The 17,132-nt window shown below is 55.1% G+C and carries 23 protein-coding genes; 22 read left to right on the top strand and 1 reads right to left on the bottom strand.

The annotated features are described in order from the left end of the window. Positions 1–86: 86 nt before the first annotated feature. The 11 genes from FYJ45_RS17245 (at position 87) to FYJ45_RS17195 (ending at position 6,945) form a co-directional block, all read left to right on the top strand. Positions 87–1,406, top strand: coding sequence for an ATP-binding protein (locus FYJ45_RS17245; RefSeq protein WP_154466088.1), 1,320 nt, complete (start codon positions 87–89; stop codon positions 1,404–1,406). 124 nt (positions 1,407–1,530) lie between these two features. Beyond that, positions 1,531–1,857 (top strand): hypothetical protein, encoded by a 327-nt coding sequence (locus tag FYJ45_RS17240; RefSeq protein WP_154466086.1) that lies wholly within the window; start codon positions 1,531–1,533, stop codon positions 1,855–1,857. Positions 1,858–1,874: 17 nt separating this feature from the next. Beyond that, a complete protein-coding gene (locus FYJ45_RS17235; RefSeq protein ID WP_154466084.1) occupies positions 1,875–2,558 on the top strand; it encodes a hypothetical protein in 684 nt (227 codons plus the stop codon). A gap of 3 nt (positions 2,559–2,561) precedes the next feature. Further along, on the top strand, positions 2,562–2,849 hold the full coding sequence (locus FYJ45_RS17230; RefSeq protein WP_154466082.1) for a hypothetical protein: 288 nt from the start codon (positions 2,562–2,564) through the stop codon (positions 2,847–2,849). Continuing rightward, positions 2,842–3,210, top strand: coding sequence for a hypothetical protein (locus FYJ45_RS17225; protein WP_154466080.1), 369 nt, complete (start codon positions 2,842–2,844; stop codon positions 3,208–3,210). Before FYJ45_RS17230 ends, FYJ45_RS17225 begins: the two co-directional genes overlap by 8 nt. Positions 3,211–3,218: 8 nt before the next feature. Next, positions 3,219–3,869 (top strand): DUF7768 domain-containing protein, encoded by a 651-nt coding sequence (locus tag FYJ45_RS17220; protein WP_154466078.1) that lies wholly within the window; start codon positions 3,219–3,221, stop codon positions 3,867–3,869. Then, complete coding sequence (locus tag FYJ45_RS17215) at positions 3,866–4,312, top strand: TRAG family protein (RefSeq protein ID WP_154466076.1); 447 nt, start codon at positions 3,866–3,868, stop codon at positions 4,310–4,312. The genes FYJ45_RS17220 and FYJ45_RS17215 overlap by 4 nt, the downstream gene beginning before the upstream one ends. Positions 4,313–4,321: 9 nt before the next feature. After that, positions 4,322–5,878 carry a VirD4-like conjugal transfer protein, CD1115 family gene (locus FYJ45_RS17210; protein WP_154466074.1) on the top strand — a complete coding sequence of 519 codons (1,557 nt, stop codon included), beginning with the start codon at positions 4,322–4,324 and terminating at the stop codon, positions 5,876–5,878. Between the two features lie 16 nt (positions 5,879–5,894). Then, entirely contained in the window at positions 5,895–6,257 is a 363-nt protein-coding gene (locus FYJ45_RS17205) for an Mbov_0395 family pilin-like conjugal transfer protein (protein ID WP_154466072.1), read from the top strand. Positions 6,258–6,335: 78 nt separating this feature from the next. After that, positions 6,336–6,599, top strand: a complete 264-nt coding sequence (locus FYJ45_RS17200) for a DUF6133 family protein (RefSeq protein ID WP_154466070.1) — start codon at positions 6,336–6,338, stop codon at positions 6,597–6,599. Positions 6,600–6,660: 61 nt separating this feature from the next. Continuing rightward, positions 6,661–6,945, top strand: coding sequence for a SpoVG family protein (locus tag FYJ45_RS17195; protein WP_154466068.1), 285 nt, complete (start codon positions 6,661–6,663; stop codon positions 6,943–6,945). 181 nt (positions 6,946–7,126) lie between these two features. Here FYJ45_RS17195 and FYJ45_RS17190 read toward each other — a convergent pair whose 3' ends face one another. Then, positions 7,127–8,335, bottom strand: coding sequence for an IS110 family RNA-guided transposase (locus FYJ45_RS17190; protein WP_154466066.1), 1,209 nt, complete (start codon positions 8,333–8,335; stop codon positions 7,127–7,129). 289 nt (positions 8,336–8,624) lie between these two features. On the opposite strand from FYJ45_RS17190, the gene FYJ45_RS17185 reads away from it, so the two are divergent. The 11 genes from FYJ45_RS17185 to FYJ45_RS17135 all read left to right on the top strand — a co-directional run bounded on the left by FYJ45_RS17185 (position 8,625) and on the right by FYJ45_RS17135 (position 17,104). Then, positions 8,625–9,461, top strand: coding sequence for a conjugal transfer protein TrbL family protein (locus FYJ45_RS17185; protein WP_154466064.1), 837 nt, complete (start codon positions 8,625–8,627; stop codon positions 9,459–9,461). Positions 9,462–9,481: 20 nt separating this feature from the next. Continuing rightward, positions 9,482–9,682: a hypothetical protein gene (locus FYJ45_RS17180; protein ID WP_330588726.1), complete on the top strand. Its 201-nt coding sequence runs from the start codon at positions 9,482–9,484 to the stop codon at positions 9,680–9,682. 9 nt (positions 9,683–9,691) lie between these two features. Beyond that, the gene (locus FYJ45_RS17175) at positions 9,692–10,015 is read left to right on the top strand and encodes a hypothetical protein (protein WP_154466062.1); all 324 of its coding nucleotides are present in this window, start codon (positions 9,692–9,694) and stop codon (positions 10,013–10,015) included. Beyond that, positions 10,012–10,497 (top strand): DUF3849 domain-containing protein, encoded by a 486-nt coding sequence (locus FYJ45_RS17170; RefSeq protein WP_235930863.1) that lies wholly within the window; start codon positions 10,012–10,014, stop codon positions 10,495–10,497. Before FYJ45_RS17175 ends, FYJ45_RS17170 begins: the two co-directional genes overlap by 4 nt. Positions 10,498–10,505: 8 nt before the next feature. Further along, the gene (locus FYJ45_RS17165) at positions 10,506–11,927 is read left to right on the top strand and encodes a DNA cytosine methyltransferase (RefSeq protein ID WP_154466060.1); all 1,422 of its coding nucleotides are present in this window, start codon (positions 10,506–10,508) and stop codon (positions 11,925–11,927) included. Between the two features lie 233 nt (positions 11,928–12,160). After that, positions 12,161–12,754 (top strand): DUF3848 domain-containing protein, encoded by a 594-nt coding sequence (locus tag FYJ45_RS17160; RefSeq protein ID WP_235930862.1) that lies wholly within the window; start codon positions 12,161–12,163, stop codon positions 12,752–12,754. Next, on the top strand, positions 12,751–13,197 hold the full coding sequence (locus FYJ45_RS17155; RefSeq protein WP_321170248.1) for an A24 family peptidase: 447 nt from the start codon (positions 12,751–12,753) through the stop codon (positions 13,195–13,197). Before FYJ45_RS17160 ends, FYJ45_RS17155 begins: the two co-directional genes overlap by 4 nt. Positions 13,198–13,215: 18 nt before the next feature. Further along, the gene (cpaB, locus tag FYJ45_RS17150; RefSeq protein ID WP_154466056.1) at positions 13,216–14,067 is read left to right on the top strand and encodes a Flp pilus assembly protein CpaB; all 852 of its coding nucleotides are present in this window, start codon (positions 13,216–13,218) and stop codon (positions 14,065–14,067) included. Next, positions 14,057–14,812 carry an AAA family ATPase gene (locus FYJ45_RS17145; RefSeq protein ID WP_154466054.1) on the top strand — a complete coding sequence of 252 codons (756 nt, stop codon included), beginning with the start codon at positions 14,057–14,059 and terminating at the stop codon, positions 14,810–14,812. Before cpaB ends, FYJ45_RS17145 begins: the two co-directional genes overlap by 11 nt. After that, on the top strand, positions 14,802–16,178 hold the full coding sequence (locus FYJ45_RS17140) for a CpaF/VirB11 family protein (RefSeq protein WP_154466052.1): 1,377 nt from the start codon (positions 14,802–14,804) through the stop codon (positions 16,176–16,178). The genes FYJ45_RS17145 and FYJ45_RS17140 overlap by 11 nt, the downstream gene beginning before the upstream one ends. After that, positions 16,175–17,104, top strand: coding sequence for a type II secretion system F family protein (locus FYJ45_RS17135; protein WP_154466050.1), 930 nt, complete (start codon positions 16,175–16,177; stop codon positions 17,102–17,104). Before FYJ45_RS17140 ends, FYJ45_RS17135 begins: the two co-directional genes overlap by 4 nt. Positions 17,105–17,132 lie beyond the last annotated feature (28 nt).

Genomic DNA, 17,132 nt, shown 5'->3' with positions numbered 1-17,132 from the left:
TTTTCGGTTTACATTAAAACTCCCTTGAAAAAGTTGTTGCTTTCGGCTATACTGAAATAAAACAGAATAAGGGAGGCGAAACTGTCATGCTGAAAAGGAAAATTGAGCAGAAACTGATTGACTGGAAAAACACAGAAAATCGCAAGCCATTGATTATCAAGGGCTGCCGGCAGTGCGGCAAGACATTTTCTGTCCTTGACTTTGCAAAGAAAAATTATAAAAATGTTGTGTACCTGAATTTTTTCGAAAATCCAGACTATGCCTCTGTATTTGCCGGGTCCCTGGAAGTGGACACAATCGTGATGATGCTGTCCGCCCTGCTGGGCAGCGAGGCGGTGTTTGAAAGCGGAAGTACAGTCTTGATCCTGGACGAGATTCAGGAGTGCCCGGAGGCCCGGACCGCCCTGAAATTTTTCCGAATTGATGGGCGCTATGATGTGATAGGCACCGGCTCTCTGCTGGGTGTGAAGGGGTATGGAAAAGAACCGAAATCTGTTCCAGTCGGATCGGAAACGGTGATTGATATGTACCCTCTGGATTTTGAAGAATTTCTGTGGGCCAATGGGATTGCTGACCCTGTAATTGATATGTTAAAGAAGCGCTTGCAGAAAGAGACTCCTGTCCCGGAGGCCCTGCACAACCGTATGAAGCAACTGCTCCTGCAATATGTGGTTGTCGGAGGTATGCCGGATGCCGTACAGACCTTTGTAGATACAAAGCAGATGGATGAGGTACTGCAAATCCAGCGTGATATTGTCCGCTCCTATGAGGACGATATGGTGAAGTACGCCGAGAAGAAGGACAAATCACGAATCAAGGAGTGCTTTCAGTCTATCCCGAAGCAGCTCAGTAAAGAAAACAAGAAATTTCAATACTCCGTTGTCAAAAAAGGTTCAACCGCATCAAAATATGCCGGGAGCCTTCAATGGATCGAGGATGCCGGTATCATTGTCCGCTGCTATAATCTGAGCATTACAGAACTGCCTTTGGATGGGAACGCCGAGGAAGATATATTCAAGGTGTATATGCGGGACTGCGGCCTTTTTGTCAGTATGCTGGAGGATGGCACACAGTACGACATTCTGCAAGGAAATCTTTACGGCTATAAAGGCGCGATTTTTGAAAATCTGATTGCGGATGTTTTCGGTAAGATGGGACGAAAACTCTACTATTTCCACAAAGACAGCGGTTTGGAAGTGGACTTTGTGATCCGTTATAAAGGACAATGCACATTGGTGGAGGTCAAAGCGTCCACAGGAAATACGAAAAGCACCAGAACGATCCTGCGCCATCCTGAAAAGTACCATGTCAGCCAAGCAATCAAGCTGGGGGACTACAATGTAGGACGCACCGAACAGCTTCTCACACTTCCGCTGTATATGGCGTTCCTGCTGAAAGAACTGTGAGCGGATCGCTCAAATTTAAATATGTCCAATGCGAAAGGCAGTCCATTGAGGGCTGCCTTTTTTGCTGCCCTGCGGCATCAAACAAATCAAACAACCGGCCGCCCGGTTCGAGAAAGGAGTTTGGATGAACACAGTAACAACGAGTTATAAGCACAACGGGGCGCCGGTGTCTATCCCCAGAGGGTCCTATGGCGTGACCCGCCTGACGGCCCGGCTATATGAGTACCCCAAAGGGCATCCCTGCCGGGGGTGCCCTTTTACTTTACGGACTTCCGTTCCATCCTGTATGTTCCCCAGCCGAAAGGACGGCGGGTGCCTCTGGTACGATCTGAAGCGGAAGAAGCGCCCTCCCCTGCCGCACACCTACCCCCGGAGTCAGGCGGCGGCGGAACGGATTTTTGATTTCATTGAAGTTCTCAAAAATGTGATGAAACAAAAAGGTTACTCGTAAGGAAGGAGGATTGCCGGTTGCGGAGCAAAACAGATTTTTACCGTCTGTTCTTTGAACAGCTCGCCCGAAAGGGCTTTGATGTAAAGCGGTCCCAATCTTCGGATTATATTGCGGACATCTACTATAAAAATCAGCTTGTGGCCTACTTCTCCAAGGCGGATACGGTGATCCAGAACCCGTTTGTCGCTGTGAAGGATAAGGTCATGCGGCTTATCAACGACACCGCCCAGAACACAGCGGTCAAGGTGGGCATCTGCCGGGACTGTCCCTACACGGACGCCAACGAAAAGCTGCCCAACGGTTCCTACAAGCTGGCGGAATACAACGGCGTGACTTTGGCCTGCAAGGAGCATCATCTGTTCGGCTATGTGTTCTCCACCTACCGCACAGCCCCGGATTCCGGGGAAATACTGGCGCGTCAGGTCTTTTACAACAAAGAGTTTGCTGGTCAGGACTTTGCCAAGCGCAGCGGCCTGGTGGACGAAAAGGCCCTGTTCAGCGAGGAAGAACTGAGGGTTCTTCACGCCGGGCTGGTCAAAATGAGCATACTCGATCAGGATGTTTCCAATGACGCCCGCGAATCCGTGGAGCGGATTCTTGATAAAATTGAGGAGATCATGCCGGAGCTGCGGGAGGCCGACATGGGCTTCGATTTTGATATGGAGTTCGGTCAACAGGAAGAATTGGAGATTGGAGGATAGCCTATGAGGAACAGCAAGCGGAACCAGACAATCGCTATCGCCCGGTTTCTCATGTATAAGCACAACCTGAACCAGCAGCTTGACGGCATGACGGACGAGGAATATCTGGCTGACCCTATCGGGCTGGATGTAGGCGCCTATGTAAAGGACTTGATGCGGTACTGCCCGGAAAATGTGGTGGATCAGGTCATGGAGCATCAGGACGCGCTTTTGAGGCGGCTGGGGACGGACTATCTCTCTGTGATTGCGTTTATGCCTTATGAGGAAGATGGAGGTGTGAGGTATGCGTGACGGGCGCCCAAATCCCGATATATGGGGGAACATCATCACCTGCGGCGAGATCGCCGTGGGTATCTATGAGATCGTCGGCACCAAAAAGCGGGGGCTTGAGATACCCAAGGCCGTTGCGGAGGAAATCCTGCCGGAGTCCGTCATGGAGCAGGCCACACAGGACGGCGAGGCCCTGTGCTTTACAGACCCCGTTTCCAATGCCATTGTTGCCGACGCCCTGCTGGAGCAGGAGCTTGAGACCGACCCGAAGGCTACCGCACGATTGGAGGCTATCCGGCAGCTTGATGATGTGTCCTATGACACCGGCTTTGAGCCGCCCATCAGCGATGTAGAGCTGGATGGGCTGGATTTGGAAAGGTAGGTGATAAATTGCGGCTGGTCTATATCTCATCCCCCCTGCGCGGGGATATGGAGCGGAATATCCAAAGGGCAAGGGACTACTGTGCGTATGCGGCATCCTGCGGGGTGATTCCCCTGGCGCCCCACACGATCTTCACGCAATATCTGGACGATGACCTCTGGGTAGTGGGCAGCACCATTTCTTCCGGGATGCAGGAAGAAATTGAACTTGCAAAGAAACTCTATATGCCCATTTTCTATGTGCCGGAAGAACAGGTGCGGGAAAAGGTCAAAATCCGTCAGCAGGACCGCCTCCTGGGATTGGATGACTGCATTGAGGGAAGCAGCAAACGCGGCTATGAGGGACAGATTCTTGTTCTAAAACCAGAGGCTTACGGCAGCAGCATGGATTTGACCGCAGACGATTCCCTGTGGTATGCCCGTGACGGGTTTGGCTGCACTTATGGAGCCAGAGGGCAGGCGGTCTATGCGGAAAACCTGCTGGATGGGCGGTACATTCACTGGGAGCGCAAGGACTTCTACGGTATCGTAAAAACGGAAAGTCTGGCCGCATGGCTGGCAGATAAGCCGATCCGCAGCGAAGCGGCGGAAGCAGCGCTGGAGGCCGCCGTACAGGACCTTGCCCCTGAACTGGAGGACGGGGAGGGATTGGAGCCATGAGGAGCAAAGGAAAACTGCTGGTCTGCGGGCTGATTTTTGTTTCCGGCGCAGTCCTGAATCTCTTTTTCTCCACCGCTGTTCATGGGCTACTGACGAGGAAGATCACCCGGCTCTCCCTCCTTCCCATCGGGGACTGCCTTGCCAGCCTGTTTTCCAGCCGCCAGCACATGATGCTGTACCTCTGCCTGCAAGGATTTGTGTGCGTGCTGGCCGTGATGTTCTTTCTCACCAATATGCGGCCCTATGAATCCGACCTGGACACCATCACGCCGGAGATCAAGACTCCCAGGGCAGTGGGCCAGTATCAGCACGGCTCGGCCCGCTGGATGAGCGACGCGGAAAAAGAAAAAGCCTTTGACAGCTTCATCCTGGACCCGAATGACCCGGTCATGCGGGAACTGCTGAAAACCGGCTATGATGGGCTGGATTTTATGAAAAAGTGAGGTGTTTGTTTGAAACTGGATCTGCGTCCCAAAGGGATTCCCAGGGACACGCCGCCTCCCCCGCTGACGAAAGGCGGCGTGGTGGTTGGCATGAAAAAGGAGGGCGACAAGGAAAAAATATATTTTGTGGGGGATGACTGCCACCTGCTCTGCGTGGGCGCCACCCGTTCCGGCAAATCCCGCTGCCTGGTGCTGGAGAGCATCTGCCTTTTGGGGCTTGCCGGGGAATCTATCTTCTGTTCGGACCCCAAGGCCGAGCTGTTCCACTACACCTCTGAATTCCTAAAAAAGCTGGGGTATGAAGTGCTGGTGCTGGACTTCAAAAACCCGGCCAAAAGTATGCGCTACAATCTTCTCCAGCCGGTCATTGACGCCATCAACGAGGGCGACACAGACCGGGCGGAAATGCTGGCCTGGGATCTGACCAACAATCTGGTGGGCAAGCCGGAGGGCGAGAAAATCTGGACCAACGGCGAATGTTCCATCATCGCCGCCGCCATTCTCTGCGTGGTGTGCGACAACCAGAAGCGGCCGGAGTTTCAGAATATGACGAATGTGTATTGGTTCATATCCGAGATGTGCCGCACCATCGGGAACAAAATGCCCCTGTTGGAGTATCTGAAAAAGCAGTCGCCAACGCACCCGGCGCGGGCGCTGCTCTCCATCTCCGATGTGGCCCCGTCCCGCACCAGAGGCAGCTTTTACACTTCCGCCCTGACCACCCTGCGGCTGTTTACCTCGAAATCCATTTACTCCATCACCCATGCCAGCGATTTTACGCTCTCCGACCTGGGAACTAAAAAGCAGGCGCTTTTTGTGATCCTGCCGGACGAAAAAACCACCTTTTACCCGATTGCCTCTCTCATTGTGTCCCAGCAGTATGAACTTTTGGCGGAGGCAGCGGACAAGCGGGGCGGGCGGCTGGAACGGCGGGTGAATTTCCTGCTGGATGAGTTTGGGAATTTCACCCCCATCAGCGATATGACGAACAAACTCACCGTGGCGGCTGGACGCGGGATGCGCTATGCCCTCTATGTGCAGGGGTTCGACCAGCTCAAGGAAAAGTACAGCGACAATATCGCCAACACCATCAAGGGCAACTGCCAAATCTGGGCTTACCTGCAAAGCGACGACCCGGAAACCCTGCGGGAAATGTCGGACAAGCTGGGCAGCTACACTACATCCAGCTATCAGCTCTCGGCCAGCAACGGGCGGTTCACCATACCGTCCAGCTCCCAGAGCGTCAGCCTGACGGAGCGCAAGCTGCTCAATACGGATGAGGTCCGGCGCGTCAAGCGGCCCTATCAGATCATCACCAGCCGGGACCATCCGGCCATGATGTACGCCCCGGACCTCTCCCAATGGCTGTTCAATCAAATGCTGGGCATGGGCGACATGGAGCATAACCGGAAGCTGCGGGAGGAACGGGAAAACAAGCGGCCCGTTATCACCGATACCAAAGAGGAAATCGCATTGTGGAATATCTGGGTCTACTATCAAAAGGACATCATGCGCCGCCTCGCCCAGCAGAAAAACACAGGGGGCGGCGCTTCTGATGATGATTAAATTTCAGGAGGTTTCGATGAAAGAAAAAGTGAAACAGACGATGGGCGGGCTTCGTAAGTCCGTCCGGGCGGCGGGTGTCGGTCTTTCCACACTTGCCGCCTCTTTTTTCATGTCCGCACCGGCTTATGCGGCCGGTGTGGAGGACAGCCAGATCGTGACGGGCACCGAGCAGTTGATTGGCGACCTGACCACTTGGCTCATGGTCCTAGCCCCGGTGGTGTCCGGCCTTCTTATCATCTACTTCTGCATCCGGCGCGGCATGGCTGACGAAATGGATCAAAAGAAGTGGAACAACCGCATTGTGGTGGCGGTGGTGTCCTGCATCGGCGCCGTTTTAGGCTCCGCCACCCTGAACCTGATTCTCAGCTACTATCAGTGAGCCGGGGCTTTTTTCGTAGTACAGGCGGTTGCCACGCCTTACTAAATAAATCAATTCATCAATAGGAGGAAAAAAATTATGGCTAACTTCATCCGCAACACTCAGGTTAAGGCTATGACTTCCATCTGGACGGCCAAGCAGAAAGCCCGTGAGCTGGCAGGCCGCACGAAGGAGGCGCTGGCAAACCGTGAGGGGCAGGGCACCCTTGATGTGGCGATCACGGTGCTGATCTCCATTGTCCTGGGTGCCCTGATCCTGGCGGGCCTCTACCTCATTGTGGACAGCACCGTGCTGCCCACCATTACCCAGCGCATCAAGGATATGTTCGATTACGCGGGCTGATGTTCAGCGGGAACCGGCGGGGCGTTATGCCCCGCCGCACTTTTTATCAAGGAGGTTTTCTATGGAGTTCAGAGCGGAGATCAAACGGATGCTGACCGGCCCCGACAAGCTGCGGGCGGTGTGCAGCGTCATCCTGGACGATTGCTTTCTGGTGAAGAATGTCCGGGTGGTAGAAGGTGAAAAAGGGATGTTCGTGTCCCTGCCCAGCCGCAGGAATGTAAAAGGCGAATGGACGGAACAGTGCTTCCCCATGACGAAGGAGCTGCGGGAGAAGCTGTCCGCCGCGGTGCTGGCTGAATATGACCGGGCGCTGGCGGAGGACGGCGGCGGGACGCCTGCTGCCTGATCCGCCCCGTTTTCAATTCACACGACAAGGGGGCGGCCCCGGCCGCCCCCGGAAAGACCTGCTAATGAAAGTCAAGTAGGAATTTCAAGATTTCAAGTCAGAAAAAAGGCCACACGAAGCCAGACCGCTGAGCGCTCCAAAATTGAAACGGCGGTCGGCCAGAGAGGTGTTCAGTATGAGATCAGATCCGCGCCAGTGTGTTTAGATAAGCAGTTACCGAGGCGTAGTAGATACGCAGGAACTTGTTGGCAGAAGCCATCATGTAGACCTTGTAAGGCTTTCCTTCGGAACGCTTTTTGTCCATGAATTGGTACACGGGTTCGTCCAAAGGGGCGCTTTGCAGATAAATGCCCATCACAAGGAACAGAGTTCTGCGCAGAGCGGCGGAACCCCGTTTGGAGATGCTGCGGCTGTGTATGTCCATTTGGCCAGACTGGCAAGGAGGTGCGTCAATGCCGGCAAAGGCAACCAAAGCCTTTTTGGAGTGGAACCGGCGCACATCGCCAATTTCAGCCATGAGCTGCGGACCGAGCGTAGAACCAACGCCGAACATCTCCATTACCACGGGATATTCGGGCAAGGCAGCGGCCAAAGACTGCATCTCCTGTTTGAGTGCGGCGAGTGCAGCAGAGGTTGCCTTAAGCTGAGCAATTGCCTGTTGGACCAAGAGCTTGGTTGTCTCATTTCGGGGCATAACGCTAATGCAGCTTTGCGCTTTGGAATGAATTTCAAACGCCTTCTCCTGACTGAAATAGTACCCATGTTTTCTGCACCATTTCAGGTATCTGGCAGAAAAAGATTTGAGGGACAATGTTGAAACGCACCGGCAATGCCAGAAGGTCGAGACGAAATCCACCCATTTTTCACTTCCGTCGGCACGGGGGGAGCTATTGAACAGTCGATTGACCTCCGGAAATACGGCATCCAGCAAGGAAATCAGGTTGTTTTTCAACATGGTCTGTACCTTGGAATATTGCTGGTACTGCCGGTAGCAGTTTTTCAAAAGTAGCCGGGTATCTTCCTCCGGGACATACCTGAGCAGCGTAAGCCAGTGGTCAAGCCCGTAGTTGGCCAGCTTCACAGCGTCCTTCTTGTCTGTCTTGGCTCGTCTTAAACTGTTGTTCCCGTAGTCATGTACCAGCATTGCATTGACTACGGAGACATAAAGCCCTGCATCGTGGAGCAGCCAAGCCACTGGTGTATGGTAATTGCCCGTGGATTCCATGACCACACGGGTCTCACCGTCCAGGCTTTTGAGCAGCTTTGCCAACTCGCTTAGTTCACTGGCGGTGTGCTGCACTTCAAAGGGGGAAATCACCACCTCTCCGAAGGGGCGCATGACGGCAATCATGCTTTTTCCTTTGGAAACATCGATGCCAACGCAGTTCATTTACATTCCTCCAATACCAAGAATCTGCAACCGGAATCCATCTTTTCTCGCTGCCGATTCAATCTATTGTGTGACGCGAACTCCCCGGCATCCGGTGGTTCAACCTGCTCAAATCGAACGCTGCAACAAGAGGATGACTGACAGTCTTTCCGGCGGACATAGAAGCCCAAGGAGGCGATGGTCAGCCAGTTGCTCCTCTCATTGTAGCTTAGGCACGAGATGGAGGGAAAGCCGGACTGGCTGCCCGGCTTTCCTGTCCAAATATATTGTAATAGGAGGTGGCCGCTGGTTGGAATATATTCTGGTTCTGCTGATCGTCGCCCTGCTTAACGGAGCCATCGCCTACATTGACGGGCTGATGGAGGGCATTGTGCCGCTGACCCTGTACGCGGAGCAGTATATGTCCACATTGGCCGGTGTTGATCTGTTTGAAGCCCTGTTTGATATTGTGTTTGGCTTTGGCGTGTCGCTTATCATTCTGAAATTTCTCAAAAAGGGCTTTGAAACCTATGTGCTGTGGTCCGATGGCGACGCGGATGAAGAACCGATTGCCCTGCTGACGAACTTTTTCAAGGCGATGGCCGTGGCGGTCTGTTTTCCCACCATGTACGGCTGGCTTGCGGGAATTGTGGGGGAAATGAGCGACAAGATGCTGGAGGCTATCGGCCTTGCCACCGCTTACGATTGGGCGGGCTGGGTGTCCGGTATCTCCACGCTCGGCCTCGTGACCGCCATCTTTGGGCTGGTGTTCGTCATCGTGTACTTTATCCTCTACTTCCAGTTCCTTATGCGGGGACTGGAGATTTTGATTTTGCGGGTGGGGATGCCCCTGGCCTGTGTGGGCCTGATCGACAACGACAAGGGCGTATTCAAGCCCTACATGAGCAAGTTCTTTCAATCGGCCCTCTCGGTGATTATCCAGATCGCCCTCGCCAAGCTGGGCGTGGGGCTGATGATGAATATGCACATTTTCTGGGGCGTGGCCTGTATGATCCTGGCCGTGCGGACGCCGAAATTCCTTCAGGAGTTCATCGTTACGACTGGAGGCGGCGGTGGCGGAGCCATCGTCAACAACGCATACCATTCCGTGCGCCTGGTGCAGATGGTCAAGGGCATGGGAAAGTGAGGTGACGGCGGATGGTAACAATGGACGATCTTTCAAAGGCCATCATCCTGCTGGTGCGCGTGGGCGCCGTGGCAAGATTTATCTACTGCATGGTGCGGCTGGCGGCCGCCGAGGAACAGGCGGCGCAGTACAAAAAACGCGCCCGCAACACCGTGATTTTCTATGTAATCGCGGAATCCATCTGGCAGATCAAAGACCTGATTTTATATTACTACTCGTAGGAGGTGCGAATGGACGAGGATTTGAAACTGTATATCCCTCTGGGCGTGAAGCCGGAGGCGGAGCTGTTCACAGGCTTTGGGAAAAAGCAGCTCTTTCAGGCGTTGATTGGTTCCCTGGTGATGGGCGGTGTGGCCGCCCTGGTCTGGCTGTTTACCGCCAATGTGACTACCACCGTAGTCCTGGCGCTGGCCGGTATCTTTGGCTCGGTGATGATGACCACCAAGGATCAGAGCAATTTGTCCGTGGCGGATCAGGTGCAGAACCTGGTTCGCTTCCTGCGCGGGCAGAAAATCTACCCGTACCGCTACGGGGACGAATGGGGGCTTGAATGATGTACGCAACCATTCCCGTTTACTATCCGTCGCTGGAAGAAGCCAGCCGCAGGAATGAGGCGGCTCTTTGGTGCGACAGCTACAATATCAACATGGACTGCCGGAATTTCATTCAGGACAAGGCCATGGCCGCCATGAACAGCCGGGAATTGGATTCCTTCATTGGAGAGCTGGTGCGCTTTTACGGTGTGGAGCGGGCAATCTATGTCCTCTCCCGCACCATCCAGTTTTCCGATTGGGATTCCCGTTTCGATCAGGCGGTGCTTGACCGGGCCGGACAGACCGATTTCCCAGACGCCCGGACGCCGAGGGATAAAAACCATGTTGACCCGACCACCCGGTATGTCACGGAGATTGATCCGTGTGCTGTAAACGCCATCTTTATGAAGCTGATGGAATTGGAGGAAGAACAGGAAGCGACCACTCAAATGGAGAACGACGGACAGAAAGAGCTTGATGAGGATATGGCGTTGGAACTGTGAGGCTGCCGATGGCGCAGATGACATTCCTTGACTTCTTTTCCGGCATCGGCGGTTTCCGCAAGGGCTTTGAGCTATGCGGGATGCGCTGTGTGGGGCATTGTGAGATTGACAAGTATGCCGACCGCAGTTACAGAGCCATTCATAGTGTGAAGGAGGATGAATGGTATGCAGCCGACATCACAAAAGTCACCCCCGCAGAACTCCCCAGAGCAGACCTGTGGGCAGCGGGATTCCCATGTCAGGATATTTCGGTCAGCGGCCGTCAGCGGGGGATTAACGGAGCAAGAAGCGGACTCTTTTTTACGCTTGCTGAACTCGTCAAAGGCCAAAGTCCTGAAAATCGACCCACATGGATTGTCCTTGAAAATGTTAAGAATCTCCTGTCCATTCATGGAGGATGGGACTTTGCGGCCGTACTCGATACGCTGGCCTCACTCGGCTACCATATCGAGTACGGACTTCTCAATACAAAAGATTTCGGCCCCCCTCAAAACAGAGAGCGGGTCTACCTTGTCGCTTGCCGACATCCTGGAGCCGGAAGTGGACCAAAAGTATTTCCTGTCCCAGCGGGCCGTGGAAAAGCTCTTGTCCAACTCATAGGCGGGATGCAGGGCCAGCGGGTGTACGACCCGTCTGGTATCAGCGTCACGATGGCCGCCCAATCCGGCGGCTGGGGCGGAAAGACAGGGCTGTATTGTGTGGGGTATAATCGGAAAAAAGGAGTAGATAAGGAATTAGAGGTAGCCCACTGTCTTAATGCCAGCGATACTCGTGGAATCAATAGAAATCAGACACAAAATGCAGTCTTTGTGGATCTTTGTAATGGCAATCCCAAGCTGACGAGCCATGCCCGGTGCATCAAGGCCAAGTATAACAGCGGGATCACCAACCGGAGCGGCGACAATTCCGGTGTGTTCTACGGCTGCCGCGCTGTCGTTACGCCAGAACGGGAAGAAAAAAAGCAGAATGGGCGGCGGATCAAGGAGTGCGGAGAACCAGCCTTTACCCTTACGACACAGGATCGCCACGGCGTTGTCTTTCAGGACTGCGAAAAATGCCCTCACGGTATGCACATTCGGGAAGCCACAAAACAGGGCTATGCGGTTGCCCGCTGCGGGGACAGCATCAATCTGGCGTTCCCGGATAGCCGGACAAGGCGTGGGCGTGTCGGAAAGGATTGCACCGGCACTCTGGAAACCTCCTGCAATCAGGGGACGCCGTTTGCGGGGTGCGGCCTGATCCGCAGGCTGACGCCCCGTGAGTGCTGGCGGCTGCAAGGCTTTACCGATGAAATGTTTGACCGGGCGCGGGCGGTCAACAGCGACAATCAGCTCTACCGGCAGGCGGGGAACTCTGTGACCATTCAAGTGGTCTATGCCGTGGGCAGGCAGATTCTCGCCGCTCAGGAGGCGTTGGAACAGGGGGAGTAAAAATGATGTTTCAAAAAGGATGGAACCCGTGGCCCCTGGTGATTGGGATGGCGGTCGGCCTGACCGCCATCCTTCTTTATTTCGGGCTGTATGCCTGACCGAAGGAGGTGGTTTAACTGGAGCAAGCAAAACTGAAAGATAAACTGGACGAAGAAATCCGCCGGGCGGCCAGACCGCTGGAGGAACTGGCGCCCAACGATCCCTATTTTACGCGGATTCAGGGGATGCTTGCCATGAAAAGCGAATTGGAGAACAGTCCCTTGAGTGATACGCAGCGGGATATGCTTCTGGCGATGGAGAATGTGCTGGAACAGGCGTGGGCTTTCCGAAATACGCCCGTCCCGGACCGCTGTATGAACCCGGAGAACATCAGCGAGGTGGTCTATTACTTTCTTCAGGACAAGGGCGCCGAGTATCGGGCTGGTCTACTCTACGACCGGGCCAAGGCGGAATTTGACGCCCGCATGGAGGAAATCGCCGCTCTGCCGCCAGAAGAAATATTGGATCACGCTTATGAAAAGGTCATCAAGGAAGAATTTCTCGGAGAGTTGGAGCAAGGACTGGATGAATGGGAAACCGACACCCTGCTGACCTATCCTCAGCCTCTTGCGGCCCTATATACGGAATGGATGGACAATAATTTTTCTTTTTGGGACAGCATCCGGGGAACAGTGGAGAAAACAGTGGCGAAACAGGCGGCGGATCTCCGCCGCTGCGCGTTCCATGTCAATGGGGAGCCGCCTGTGGAAATGAAGGACTTTTACGATCTTCATGGGGACGAACTGAACGACACTGGACTGGAACCTGCCGGGGAGGTTGAGCGGTGACGCCGCTCATGGTCAAGGGCACTCTGTTCGGCCTGCTGCTCCTGTCCGCCGCTGTGTGGGATATGCGAAACCGGGAGATACCAAACCTGATCCCGGCCCTGCTCCTGCTGTGCGGGTTGATCGGATTCCGCCCTGCCGCTTCTGTGGCGGGGCTGTTTCTGGTCGGCGGCCCTTTCCTGCTGGCGGCGGTCCTGATAAAACGGGACGGGTTTGCCATCGGCGGCGGTGATGTGAAGCTGATGGAGGCCTGCGGATTTGTCCTGGGCGTGTGGCCGGGGCTGATACAGGCCGTCCTTTCCCTCTCGCTGGCGGCGCTTGTCGGGCTGGTGGAATGTCGTTTACAAAAACAACCGCTGTCTGCGGTGCGCCTGCCCCTGGCCCCTTTTTTCTGCTTCGGAGGCGTGTCCGCCTACTGGCTGACTGCTTTTGCACTTCAAATCTGAACAAGTGGAGGTATCAAATTGAACAAGAACATTTTTCGGAGCCGGACAGTCATCGGCGCGGTGTGCATCCTGCTGGCAGTCCTGGTCTGCTTTGGAATCACGCCGCTTTTCAACGAGGGACTTAAAGCCCAGACGGAGGCCGTCCGGGTAAAAGCCGAGGTGATCCCACGGGGGACATACATCACGGCGGACATGGTGGAGGTCTACACCAGAGGGGCCTCCGGCATGGAGGGCAGTATCGCCACCTCGCTGGATGAGGTGGTGGGAAGATACACCGATGTGGAGCTGCGGAAATATACCGATGTGAACACGGCGTGGCTGTCCTCGGAGCCATTGACACAGTATGAGTATCTGACCCGTCTGAATGGTTCCAAGGTTGCGATCTCCGTCACCATCCCCACCTTTGCCAAGGGCGGTTCCGGTAAGGTGGAGGCGGGCGATATTATCATGCTCTTTGCCACCGACAAGGACACCGGCGAAACCACCCAGCCCCCGGAGCTGAAATATGTGGAGGTCCTTGCCGCCACCCAGAGTTCTGGCGCGGACAAGGAATATCAGGCGCCGGTGGAAAATGAGGAAGAAGAAAACCCGGAGGAAACCCTGCCCGCCACCATCACCCTGCTGGTGAACAGCGAACAGGCCCAGCTTTTAGCTCATTTGGAGGAATCCAACAGCCTCCACCTGGCCTTTGTCTACCGGGGCGCCCGTGCCAATGCCGAAAAGTTCCTGGCGGCGCAGGACGCCTTCTTTGCCGAGCCGGAGGCTGGAGACGAGAGCAACCAGCCGGAGGCCCCCGTTGACGGTGCTGACGGTGGGCAACCCGCAGAGGGCGCGGAGGAACAGGAGGTGGAAACAACGGATGTCGAATAAGCAGAAACAGATGCTTGCCGTATGGGGCAGCCCCGGCGCCGGAAAGACGGTCACGGCGGTCAAGCTGGCGGCGGAGCTTGCCAAGCGGAAGAAAAATGTGGTGCTGGTGTTTACCGACCTTACCGCACCCCCGCTTCCGGCTGTGGCTGCGGAGGGGAAACTGCCGGAGGTGTCCGTGGGCGAACTGCTGTCCGCCCCCGGCATGACGCAGGAACAGGTGTTGAAAACCTGCGTCCCCTGTGAAAAGCACCCCTATATCAGCTTTCTGGGCTACAAGGCCGGGGAAAATGTGTTCACCTACGCGGAGTACAGCAAGGAAAAGGCGGTGGATATGCTGGTTCTCCTGCGGCATATCGCAGACTATGTGATCGTGGACTGTACCAGCGTCCTGACCGGGAATGTGCTTGCGACGGCGGCGCTGGAGGTGGCGGACGATGTGCTGCGGGTATGCGGATGCGATCTGAAAGCGATCTCCTATTTCGCGTCCTACCTTCCTCTGATTGAGGACCGGAAATTTAAGCCGGAGCAGCACATCCGGGTGCTGTCCAACACCCGGCCCTATCCGGGCGGTATGGAATACGAAAATTCATTTGGCGGGGTGAAGTACCGGCTGCCCTATCTTCCCATCGTGGAGGAACAGGCGGCCACGCTGAAGCTGCTGGAACCGCTTGCCGGAAAAGAGGCAAAGAGCTATGAGCCGGTCATCACTGCCATCGCCGCGGAGGTGTTCGGAGATGGCAAATAACATCGGCCTTTTTTTCAACACCAGCAAAAACACGCGCTCATTCGCGGAGGTGTTGGCACAGGTGCAGGAGTATCTTGCCAGCAAGTATTCTACCCTGATAACCGACAACCCGGAGGAACAGCGCCAGCAGATCACCGCCTACATCGCCAAGTATCTCAATGATTACAGCCTGGGTGTGGAAGGCATGGATCACGAGGCCCTGATTGACAAGCTCTATACGGAAATGGCCGAGTTCTCCTTCCTGACGCCTTACCTCTTTGCCAGTGATGTGGAGGAAATCAACATCAATTCCTGGAAGGACACCAAGATCACCTATGCGGATGGGCGCGTGGTTCCCTCCAAGGAGCGGTTTCAAAGCCCCCAGCACGCCGTCGATGTGGTCCGCAGGCTGCTTCATAAATCCGGGATGATCCTGGATAACAGCCAGCCGGGAGTGGTGGGCCACCTCTCCAATAAAATCCGTATTACGGTTCTGGGCAATCCGCTGACCGACAAGGACAAGGGCGTGGCGGCCTCCATCCGAATCGTAAACCCCAAAAAGCTGGGGCGGGATGATTTTGTTCGCTATGGAACGGCCACCGCCGAAATGCTGGATTTCCTGGCGGCGGTGCTGCGGTTCGGCCTGTCCATTTGTGTCACCGGCTCCACCGGCAGCGGCAAGACCACACTGATGAGCTGGATTCTCTCCACCATTCCCAATGAAAAGAGAATCTTCACCATTGAAAACGGGTGCCGGGAGTTTGATCTGGTGAAGGAGGATGCCGAGGGGAATGTCCTCAACAATGTAGTCCACACCGTCACCCGCTTTTCCGATGACCCCAAGCAGAATTACGATCAGGAGCGGCTTTTGGAGTTCGCCCTGACCTGCGACCCGGATGTGGTGTGCGTGGGCGAGATGAAGTCGGCGGAAGCGTTTGCGGCGCAGGAGGCGGCCCGCACCGGCCACGCGGTCATTACCACCACCCACGCCAATAGCTGCAAGGCCACCTACTACCGCATGGTGACGCTGTGTACCCAGAAATACGATATGGGCGACAAGACCCTGTATAACCTGGTGACGGAGGCGTTTCCCATTGTCCTCTTTGTGAAGAAGCTGGAGGACAACAGCCGCAGGGTGATGGAGATTACCGAGTGTGAGATTTTGGAGGACGGCGCCCGGCAGCTCCACACCCTCTACCGCTACCATGTATCGGAAACCGCCGTGGAGGACGGCAAGATAAAAGTGCGTGGTGAATTTCAAAAGGTGTCCACGATCTCGGCAAGCCTGCAAAAGCGGCTGCTGGAGAATGGGATGCCGCCCCGCCTGCTGGAACAGATCGCCGGTGGCCGGATGGATATAAACGATGGGAAGGAGGAACCCGCTTGATTGTACTGATTTTGCTGGCCTTTGCCGGTATGCTGGCCGGTATTTTCCTGCTGCTGAACATGACGCCCTTTGAGTTTGCGGAGGACCTGACGAAATCCTTTGCCAGCCGGGAGATGCCAATTTCCAAGAGGATCGGGCAGCTCAACCACCCCAGAGAGGCCAAGGGCATCCAAAAGACGGTGCGGGAAGCCAAGGAAATGATGCTCCTGACCGGCAGGGGCGGCAAGTTTGCCGCCCTCTGCGCCCTCTCTCTGTTTCTGGCGGCTATGGGCGCGGTGATCTGCATTTTGATCCAAAACTATTTCATGCTTCCGGTACTGGCGGTAGGCATGGGGCTGATCCCGTTCTGGTATGTCCTGTTCACCTCCCACAGCTACAAAAAGCTGATGAACAATGAGATTGAAACCGGGCTGTCCATCATCACCAGCTCCTATCTGCGCAGCGAGAGTATCATCACCGCCGTAGAGGAAAACATCCACTACCTGAACCCGCCCGTGGCCGATGTATTCCGGGGCTTTTTGGCCGAAACCGGCATGATAAGCGCCGATGTGAAGCAGGCCCTCTCCAACATGAAACCCAAGCTGGACAACTACATCTTCCGGGAATGGGTGGACGCCGCTATCGCCTGTCAGGATGATAAGAGCCTGAAAAGCACGCTTACCCCCATCATCGGCAAGCTGTCCGATATGCGGATCGTGGCGGCGGAACTGGACTACCTGATGTATGAGCCGTTCAAGGAGTTCATCACCATGGCCTTCCTGCTGGTGGGCAACATCCCTTTGCTCTACTTTCTGAATAAAGACTGGTACGATGTATTGGTGAACACCGGCTTCGGCAAGGGCATCCTGGCGGTCTGCCTGCTGGTGCTGCTCATTTCCTTTGCGGCGGTTATCCGGCTGACAAAGCCGGTGGAGTACAAAAGATAAGTGGAACTATCTACTCCAAAATCAGGTG

The sequence above is a fragment of the Eisenbergiella porci genome, assembly GCF_009696275.1.
GTDB classification, from domain to species: Bacteria; Bacillota; Clostridia; order Lachnospirales; family Lachnospiraceae; genus Eisenbergiella; species Eisenbergiella porci.
The sequence above is the reverse complement of the archived record's forward strand: the minus strand, read 5'-3'. Positions and strand labels throughout refer to the sequence as shown.

Bases quoted from the DNA above. Each gene is read 5' to 3' on its own strand.
- FYJ45_RS17205 (WP_154466072.1), top strand. From the start codon at position 5,895: ATGAAAGAAAAAGTGAAACAGACGATGGGCGGGCTTCGTAAGTCCGTC.
- FYJ45_RS17195 (WP_154466068.1), top strand. From the start codon at position 6,661: ATGGAGTTCAGAGCGGAGATCAAACGGATGCTGACCGGCCCCGACAAG.
- FYJ45_RS17170 (WP_235930863.1), top strand. From the start codon at position 10,012: ATGATGTACGCAACCATTCCCGTTTACTATCCGTCGCTGGAAGAAGCC.
- FYJ45_RS17245 (WP_154466088.1), top strand. From the start codon at position 87: ATGCTGAAAAGGAAAATTGAGCAGAAACTGATTGACTGGAAAAACACA.
- FYJ45_RS17225 (WP_154466080.1), top strand. From the start codon at position 2,842: ATGCGTGACGGGCGCCCAAATCCCGATATATGGGGGAACATCATCACC.
- FYJ45_RS17140 (WP_154466052.1), top strand. From the start codon at position 14,802: ATGGCAAATAACATCGGCCTTTTTTTCAACACCAGCAAAAACACGCGC.
- FYJ45_RS17160 (WP_235930862.1), top strand. From the start codon at position 12,161: ATGAAAAGCGAATTGGAGAACAGTCCCTTGAGTGATACGCAGCGGGAT.
- FYJ45_RS17200 (WP_154466070.1), top strand. From the start codon at position 6,336: ATGGCTAACTTCATCCGCAACACTCAGGTTAAGGCTATGACTTCCATC.
- FYJ45_RS17165 (WP_154466060.1), top strand. From the start codon at position 10,506: ATGGCGCAGATGACATTCCTTGACTTCTTTTCCGGCATCGGCGGTTTC.
- FYJ45_RS17180 (WP_330588726.1), top strand. From the start codon at position 9,482: ATGGACGATCTTTCAAAGGCCATCATCCTGCTGGTGCGCGTGGGCGCC.
- FYJ45_RS17175 (WP_154466062.1), top strand. From the start codon at position 9,692: ATGGACGAGGATTTGAAACTGTATATCCCTCTGGGCGTGAAGCCGGAG.
- FYJ45_RS17190 (WP_154466066.1), bottom strand. From the start codon at position 8,335: ATGAACTGCGTTGGCATCGATGTTTCCAAAGGAAAAAGCATGATTGCC.
- FYJ45_RS17145 (WP_154466054.1), top strand. From the start codon at position 14,057: ATGTCGAATAAGCAGAAACAGATGCTTGCCGTATGGGGCAGCCCCGGC.
- FYJ45_RS17215 (WP_154466076.1), top strand. From the start codon at position 3,866: ATGAGGAGCAAAGGAAAACTGCTGGTCTGCGGGCTGATTTTTGTTTCC.
- FYJ45_RS17240 (WP_154466086.1), top strand. From the start codon at position 1,531: ATGAACACAGTAACAACGAGTTATAAGCACAACGGGGCGCCGGTGTCT.
- FYJ45_RS17230 (WP_154466082.1), top strand. From the start codon at position 2,562: ATGAGGAACAGCAAGCGGAACCAGACAATCGCTATCGCCCGGTTTCTC.